General features: G+C 48.4%; 6 protein-coding genes. 1 reads left to right on the top strand and 5 read right to left on the bottom strand.

What is annotated here, in order from left to right; genetic code table 11:
• The 5 genes from BLT32_RS11225 to BLT32_RS11205 form a co-directional block, all read right to left on the bottom strand.
• Window positions 1–248 (bottom strand): transposase (locus BLT32_RS11225; RefSeq protein WP_176764956.1); only part of this gene is annotated, 248 nt, incomplete at its 3' end.
• 51 nt (window positions 249–299) lie between these two features.
• Window positions 300–698, bottom strand: coding sequence for a hypothetical protein (locus tag BLT32_RS11220; RefSeq protein ID WP_053954356.1), 399 nt, complete (start codon window positions 696–698; stop codon window positions 300–302).
• Window positions 691–2,016, bottom strand: coding sequence for a tyrosine-type recombinase/integrase (locus tag BLT32_RS11215; RefSeq protein ID WP_053954355.1), 1,326 nt, complete (start codon window positions 2,014–2,016; stop codon window positions 691–693). The genes BLT32_RS11220 and BLT32_RS11215 overlap by 8 nt, the downstream gene beginning before the upstream one ends.
• A gap of 96 nt (window positions 2,017–2,112) precedes the next feature.
• The gene (gorA, locus tag BLT32_RS11210) at window positions 2,113–3,468 is read right to left on the bottom strand and encodes a glutathione-disulfide reductase (RefSeq protein ID WP_053954354.1); all 1,356 of its coding nucleotides are present in this window, start codon (window positions 3,466–3,468) and stop codon (window positions 2,113–2,115) included.
• 138 nt (window positions 3,469–3,606) lie between these two features.
• Entirely contained in the window at window positions 3,607–5,907 is a 2,301-nt protein-coding gene (locus tag BLT32_RS11205) for a S9 family peptidase (RefSeq protein ID WP_053954353.1), read from the bottom strand.
• A gap of 134 nt (window positions 5,908–6,041) precedes the next feature.
• On the opposite strand from BLT32_RS11205, the gene prlC reads away from it, so the two are divergent.
• Entirely contained in the window at window positions 6,042–8,084 is a 2,043-nt protein-coding gene (gene prlC, locus BLT32_RS11200; protein ID WP_053954352.1) for an oligopeptidase A, read from the top strand.
• Window positions 8,085–8,168 lie beyond the last annotated feature (84 nt).

Raw genomic sequence — 8,168 nt, 5'->3', positions numbered from 1 at the left:
GAGCCGGCTCTGTCGCGGGGCGTATCTAATTCAAAGCTGCCGGCAGGACTCTTGACTGTTTTTGACGTCGAACCGTTCTTGCGGTTAGATTGCTCTTTATCACTGAGATGCTCTTCAAGCTCAGCCTGCATCGCGGCTTCGGTGAGTTGTTTAATAAGCGGTGTCAGGATGCCGTCTTTGCCGGTGAGGTCTTTGCCTTCACGCAACTGCTTTAAAGCGGCATCCATGTCGAAATTGGTTTTGGTCATATGTCATCTCTTTTTTGCTTAGTTTAACGAAATGACACAGAATTCTGAACACTACCTTTGGGAGCGTTTTTTTCTGTAGGTACTTCTTTTTATCTCTCCTAACATGACAAGATTTTGTTGATAGGTCATATAGCGCTCTAATGAGTCTTGGGAGAAAGGTGAAAGGTTGTCTTTATCGCACCATTGAAAGTATAGAGAAGCACTATTAAAAATATTGTAGAGTGTTCTATGGCTACTACCTTCATCCATCGCCTCATTAAATTTATCTTTTAGCTGAAGAATAAACACTTTTCGGTTTGCATCTTCAAATTGACTTTCTTGCTGCAATCTCTCTGTAGAGGGAAAACCTTTGGCTAAAAGCCGATTAAAATCAGCAAGATTTTTATTCTCAGTGTCTAGTTGGACGCATAGGTTAGGCTCCCAGCCACTTAGATATACGACACTACTCACTCTCACCCCCTAGTGCTTGATGCATGATGCTATCAAGAATACCGAATTTCACCTTGAAGGCTTCTTTGCGCTGTAGAAAGCGTAGGTACTTCCATGTTGTTGATTCGTTCTTGTGTCCCATCCAACCCATTAGAAGTTCCATGCAGTCAACAACGGGCAGCTTAGCCTCAAGTAAATCACTTAGGCGATAAGTGCCATATGTGGCGCGTAAATCATGAAAGCGATGGGTAAATGATGGCTCTACCTGCTTTATTTCTGCCCTGAACTCAATCCATCGAGCTTCAATGGATTTCCCCGTAGTAGGGTTGCCTTGTTGGCTAACAAATAGTGGTTCATGACGGTCACAGCGCTCCAGTATTTCAATGGTCTTCTGATTGAAGGGGGAGGTATCGCTGTCTATTTGTTCTATTTTCTCGTTGAGCCTAGTAACGCGCTTCAGGCGGCGTTCTGAAATTCGATACTCATTCAATGCTTGGAGCAAGCCCGATGAAATCTCGACAGTCCGAGTTTTTAGGAACTTGGTTTGTACACCTGTAGAGCGTGGGCATAACAGAATTTCAAAGCGATGTTGGCTCTCAGCAAGCGGAGTTGCAGTATCTAACGCATCTAGTGTTAGGGTTGCTACTTCTTCAACCCGCATACCTGTATCAATCGCAAGTAAGGCTTGTAAGCGCAGCTCTTCAGATGTTTGTAGGAGGTGTTGAGTCAAAATGCTCAGGTCATCACGGCTTAACGGGGATAGCGGTCTGATGTTTTTGCTATCTGCATCCCTTGGTACTTTTATGCGTAAATCACTGGTTTCAACGATGAAGGTTGGGGATATATGGGCAAGCATCCCATTGTTTCGAACAGAGACAAACTCCATTTTGAATGGGGCTTCCTTCTCGTTTTTTATGTATAGATAACCATCGTGCATCAACCATTTATAGTAGTTGACGATTTGGTTCATACGAACACTGGCTGTGCTATGTGCAAGCTCGCCTTGCTTTATTTTCTTGAGTAGGTGGGAGCGGAACAGGTAAGTTGGCTTGAGCCGTTTGACTGGTGGGAATTTATCCCAATTCAACCCCTTGTCCTCAAGAAATTGATAGTAGGCACGCAATGCCTGTGCGCAGGGAGATAGGTCTTCTGCCTTCTTTACGGCCTTGAGATAAAATAGGTAACTGTTGGCTTCGTGATTGAAGATGCCATCTTGCGAAAAGAGTGTTGGTAACGAACCGATATTGTCATTGGAAGGTTGGCAATGGAATGTACCATCATCCAGTTTTTGTAGCTCAGTCTCTTTGAAGACATCGCTGGAGTGTACAAGGTATGTCATAAATCATCCTGAAAATATCACTGTCCATGCATACAGTATAGACAGTGATTGACTATTTTCCAGAATTATTTACGTGTGTAAGATGCTTTTCCTACACTAACCCCTCATGGTAACGAACTCTTCCGCGCTAGTAGGGTGCAGCGCCACAGTTGAGTCTAAGTCAGCTTTCGTAGCGCCCATTTTCAGCGCGGTTGCGAAGCCTTGTAAAATTTCATCCATGCCTTCGCCAATACCGTGAATGCCAACCACTTTTTCCTCTTTACCGTGGCAAACTAGCTTAAAGTAGCTGAGGGCGCGGTGTGGGGTGACAGCGTTGTACATAGCCGCGAACGAAGACTTATAAACGGTAATGTTCTCTTCACCGAACTTCAGTTTTGCGTCTTCTTCGCTCAAACCAACGGTACCAATGGTTGGGTGGCTAAACACAACGGTAGGAATATTTTCGTAGTCCATGTGCGCGTTTGGCATGTTGTTAAATAGGCGCTCTGCTAATTGACGACCTGCTTTAATCGCAACCGGTGTTAGCGCTGCTGCGCCGGTGTTATCACCGACCGCATAAATACCCTGTACGTTGGTGTTCTGGAATTTGTCGACTTGAATGAAGCCCTCTTTGTCCACTTCGACACCAGTCGCTTGCAGGTTAATATTATCTGTTGATGGGACACGACCAATGGCCCATACCAGGCAATCCACGCCTTCCATTGTTTTGCCGTTTTCAAAGTGTAACGTTAAGGTACCGTCGTCCTGTTTCACGACTTCACGTACCGTTGTTTCGGTATGAAGTTCAGGACCGTCTTGTTTCATGCGCTCCAGCAAGCCGTCGGTAATGTCTTTATCGAAGGTGCGCAGTGGTCTATCACGACGTACCAGTAAGTGTGTGTCCGTTCCTAATGCATGGAACACGCCGGCAATTTCAACGGCAATATAACCAGCACCAACAACTGCGGCTTTTTTAGGTTGTTCCGTTAATGCGAAAAAGCCGTCGGAGTCGATACCGTGCTCTGCGCCCGGAATTTCAGGGATCATCGGGCGGCCGCCGGTAGCAATGGTAATATGGTCAGCGGTAATTTTCTCACCGTTAACTTCAACCGTTTGGTGGTCAACGAATTTGGCAAAGCCTTCAATGAACTCAACGCCGTTGCTTTGGAAACCACGATGGTAGCCGCCATGAATGCGCTCAATGTAGGCTTCACGGTTTTTCACCATAGTTGCCCAGTCGAAGCCTTTCTGCTCCAGATTAAAACCATACGAAGGCGAGTATTTAACGGCCTCGGCAATATGAGCGCCATACCACATGACTTTCTTAGGTACACAGCCCACGTTTACGCAGGTGCCGCCAACGAACTTTGCTTCAATAACGGCGGCTTTTGCACCACGAATGGCGGCACGGTTGGCTGAGGCAATACCGCCACTGCCGGCACCTATCGCCAGATAGTCATAATGTCTGCTCATACTGCTTAACTCCTGTGCTTAATTCAAAAACTGCGCATATCTTGAATAAAAACCCCGTATCTTGCAAATAAAGACACGGGGTTGTCATGCTTTTTATACCGATAGCGGTAATCGAAAGATCAGTTTACAGCATAGCTCTCAACGACCACCTGCTGGTAAATGCTCTTTGACGAACTCGGTCATCATGGTGCGCAGGTGCAAAGTGGTGCCTTCACCCTCGTAAATACCATGCGAGCGGTTCGGGTAAGCGAAAAACTCAAATTGCTTACCGTGTTTAATCAGTTCGTTAACTAAGCGCTCACTGCCCTGGAAGTGAACGTTGTCGTCGCCTGTGCCATGCACTAACAATAAGTCACCTTCCAGATTCTCGGCGTGTGTAATTGCCGAGGTCTCCTTGTAGCGCTCTGCTGATTCCGGCAATAACCCGGAGTAACGCTCCTGATAAATGGTGTCGTACAAGGTTAAGTCAGGTACTGGTGCCAGCGCCATACCCATGTGGTAGGCGTCTGGGTAGCGGAAGAGTGCATTAAGCGTTTGTGATCCACCGCCACTGTGCCCCCAAATACCAACACGGCTTTCATCAATAAAGTCCCAGCGTTCCAGCATCTGTTGCAGTGCGTCATACTGGTCTCGTACGGTAACAACGCCCAGGTTTTTGTAGATAGAACGACGCCAGTCAAAGCCGCGTGGTGACTTAGTGCCACGGTTATCAATGGAGGCAACAATATAGCCCTGCTGCGTCAGCATGGTGTGCCACAAATACAACGAACCACCCCATTTATTGGCCACAGTCTGCCCCCAGGGTTCGCCGTAGACGTAGAATAAAATAGGATATTCTTTGCTCGGGTCAAAGTCGGTTGGCTTCATGATGTAGCCATCCAGTTCAAGGCCGTCGCGCGCTTCCACACGGAAAAACTCAACTGGCTGTTTCTCGACGTTTTCGACCGCTTTCTGGGCGTCAGTGTTATCGACGACCGTACGAATAACCTTATGGTCCGGCAGAGAAATCATCTTGGTTACAGGCACCTGATTCACAGAGTGAAAGGTATGCTCTGCGTATTTGGCATCTTGCGAAATACTGTAGCTGTGGGTACCGTCCATGTCCGGCGTCAGACGTTCTAAGCGACCACTGCCGTCTAAGCTGGCGCGGAACAAATAACGCTCTAACGGCGTTTCAGGTGACGCAATAAAATATACCCAGCCGTCTTCTTCGTTGACACGCAAAACATTGACAACGTCCCAGTTACCGCGGGTAATAGCGCTAATTCGACCACTGTCACGGTACACACGATAAATATGGCGATAACCACTGCGTTCGCTTAGCCAGGTAAATTCTTGTCCGTCATTCAAAAAGTGAATGTCATCGACGTACTCGGCCCAAGAGTCTGTGCTCTCACGCAGCAGTTCCTGTGCGTTGCCGGAATCTATGTCGGTAATGAAAGCACGGTTAATGTGCTGCTTTCGAGTAAGTTGCTGAATGAGCAGTTGCTCACTATTACCGGCCCATTGCATGCGTACCAAGTAGTGTTGGCGCGGGTCGCCGGGAATATCCATCCACTGTGTTTTGCCGCCACTCGCCGGCATGACACCAATACGCATAGCGGCGTTAGTTTCACCGACTTTCGGGTAAGGAAACTCTTTAAGCGTAGGGTACAGCTCGTCGGTGTTATTGATCATGGTAAACACCGGCGTGCCTTCGGTATCGAGCTGCCAGTAGGCAATGTGTTGCCCGTCCGGGCTCCAGCGGAAACCGTCACGCAGGAAGAATTCTTCCTCATTCACCCAGTCGAAAGTACCGTTGACGATGGTGTCGCTACCGTCGTTGGTCAGCTTGCTAATGCGGAAGTTGTTTAAGTCCTGCACGTAAATGTTGTTCTGCATAACGTAGGCGACCTTGGTGCCCTGCGGGTTAAACTTGGCAAACTGCAGTGTCGACTCGGGGGCGTTGCCGCCAAGTTTCTTCAGTTCATTATTGCTGCGGTTTAAGACCCAATAGTCGCCTAGCGTATGGGTGCGCCATGAGCGTTTTGTATTGGTAAAAATTAATACTTTGTTGCCATCGTCAGACCAGACGTAGTCAGCAATGTGTAATGCTTTGTCTTCGCCGTTTGGGGTCAATTGCTCAGCGCTGACTAACACAGTACGTTCATTCGTTTCCGGATGGTAACGGACAATATCTCGGCCATTGGCAGACTCGGATTCTTCCAACGTTGTATAACCTGAACCGTCTTCCAGCCAGCGTGTCGGTGCGGGGCGTTCAACGTTAAAGGTGTCGCTGGCAAAGATTTTTTCAGGTGTTAACTGATGACTACCGGCAACGTCTGTTTGCGCAGTGTCGTCGGATGCTTGTTCGCTGTCGAAGCTACTACAAGCACTTAGCGCCATAAAAGCCGCCGCGCCAGCGACTAGGCGTAATGTTCGAAAAGAGGTGTCAGACATGACATTTACCTTTATTCTGAATAATTAACAACGGAATAATACCGTAAATACGATAAGAAACCACGGGACTCGCTTGAAGACTAGCGGAAAGTCCCAATATCTACCGTAAGCATTTTGAAAAAATTGAGGTAATAATGAGCCAGAACCCCTTACTTGAACAGGGTCAGCTTCCTGACTTTGAAAGCATTAAGCCAGAGCATGTAAAACCTGCGGTAGAACAATGTATTAATGATGCGCGACAAACTATTGATGACGTGCTGGCGAGAGGAGATTTCAGCTGGAACGGCTTAATTGAGCCTTTAACCGACGCTGATGAAAAGTTAGAGCACGTGTGGGCACCGGTGTCGCATTTAAATTCGGTTGTCAGCACGCCTGAGTTGCGTGAAGCCCATGACAGCTGCCTGCCGTTGCTGTCTGACTATGCAACTTATGTTGGTCAGCACAAAGGCTTGTTTGATGCCTACGAAACGCTGCGTAACAGTGACGAATTTGCCGAGCTGACCGAAGCTCAGCAGAAGCTCATTAACGATACCTTGCGTGATTTTCGTTTGTCGGGTGTCGATTTACCTGCGGACAAAAAGAAACGCTACGCTGAAATTTCGTCTCGCCTATCTGATTTGTCGTCGACGTTCAGCAACAATTTGCTGGATGCGACTCACGCCTGGACGTGTTTAATTACGGACGAAAGTCGCTTAGCCGGGCTGCCTGACAGCATTAAAGAAGCGGCGAAAGAAACAGCCGAGGATCAGGAAAAAGAAGGCTGGCTATTTACCCTGGATATCCCCAGTTACCTGCCAGTGATGCTGTATGCCGAAGACCGTGAGCTTCGCAAGGACATGTACCAGGCCTTTGTGACCCGAGCGTCAGAAACCGGCCCTAACGGTGGTAAGTTCGATAACTCGGCAGTGATGGATGAGACCCTGGCTTTGCGTCATGAAATGGCCAAGTTGCTTGGTTTTAATGACTATGCCGAAATGTCGTTAGCAACGAAAATGGCGGAGTCACCCGAGCAAGTGCTGGGCTTTGTGAAAGACTTAGCTGACAAGTCCATGCCGCAGGCAAAAGAAGAATACGCTGAGGTGGAAGCCTTTGCCAAAGAGCAGGGCGTTGAGAAAATGGAAGCCTGGGACGTGCCGTATTTCAGTGAGCAACTGAAGCAACAGCGTTATTCCATTTCCGATGAGTTACTGCGCCCGTACTTCCCGGAACAACAAGTGTTAAATGGTCTGTTTGAAGTGGTTAAGCGCTTGTTTGGCATGACGGTGAGTGAACAAAAAGACGTGAAAACCTGGCATGAGAATGTCCGCTTTTTCCGCATTCACGACGCGGATGGTCACTTGCGTGGCAGCTTTTATTTAGATTTGTATGCCCGCCAGGGTAAACGCGGCGGCGCCTGGATGGCAGACTTTGTTGGGCGTCGGGTTCATGCCGACGGTGAGGTACAAAACCCGGTGGCGTTTTTAACCTGTAACTTTAGTAAGCCTGTGGGTGGTAAGCCTGCGCTCTTTACTCATGACGAAGTACTGACGTTATTCCATGAGTTTGGCCATGGCTTGCATCATATGCTGACGCAGGTCGATACGGCTGGGCTTTCTGGTATCAATGGCGTTGAATGGGATGCCGTAGAGCTACCAAGCCAGTTTTTAGAAAACTGGTGTTGGGAGCCGGAGGCACTGGCGCTTATTTCTGGTCATTATGAAACCGGAGAACCATTACCGCAGGAACTGCTGGATAAAATGCTGGCGGCACGTAACTACCAGTCGGCTATGCAAATGATGCGTCAGTTAGAGTTTTCGCTGTTTGATATGCGCATTCACCACGAGTTTGATGAAAGCAAAGGCGCGCGTATTAGCGAAATTTTGAGTGAAGTTCGCGAGCAGACCTCAGTACGTATTCCGCCAGAGTACAATCGGTTCCAGCACAGCTTTGGTCATATCTTTGCCGGTGGTTATGCGGCGGGGTACTACAGCTACAAATGGGCGGAAGTATTGTCGTCAGATGCGTTCGCACGTTTTGAAGAAGAAGGCATTTTCAGTGCCGCAACCGGCCGCGACTTCCTGCAAGTTATTCTGGAGCGCGGTGGCAGCCGTAAAGCCGCTGACTTATTTCAGGAGTTCCGTGGTCGCGAACCCAGCGTGGAGCCGTTGCTACGTCATAGTGGCATCAAGGCTGCATAGCTATTGGGGCGCTCTAAAGGTTGTGAGGGGTCTTCAAGAGGTGTGTAGCGCCATGGATGGCGCTACTCAAGCCCTACAGGGAAG

Origin of the sequence: Idiomarina zobellii (assembly GCF_900100855.1) — a bacterium.
Taxonomy (GTDB): Bacteria; Pseudomonadota; Gammaproteobacteria; order Enterobacterales; family Alteromonadaceae; genus Idiomarina; species Idiomarina zobellii.
This window is presented reverse-complemented; position numbering and strand designations above follow the sequence as displayed.

Bases quoted from the DNA above. Each gene is read 5' to 3' on its own strand.
- BLT32_RS11215 (WP_053954355.1), bottom strand. From the start codon at position 2,016: ATGACATACCTTGTACACTCCAGCGATGTCTTCAAAGAGACTGAGCTA.
- gorA (WP_053954354.1), bottom strand. From the start codon at position 3,468: ATGAGCAGACATTATGACTATCTGGCGATAGGTGCCGGCAGTGGCGGT.
- BLT32_RS11205 (WP_053954353.1), bottom strand. From the start codon at position 5,907: ATGTCTGACACCTCTTTTCGAACATTACGCCTAGTCGCTGGCGCGGCG.
- prlC (WP_053954352.1), top strand. From the start codon at position 6,042: ATGAGCCAGAACCCCTTACTTGAACAGGGTCAGCTTCCTGACTTTGAA.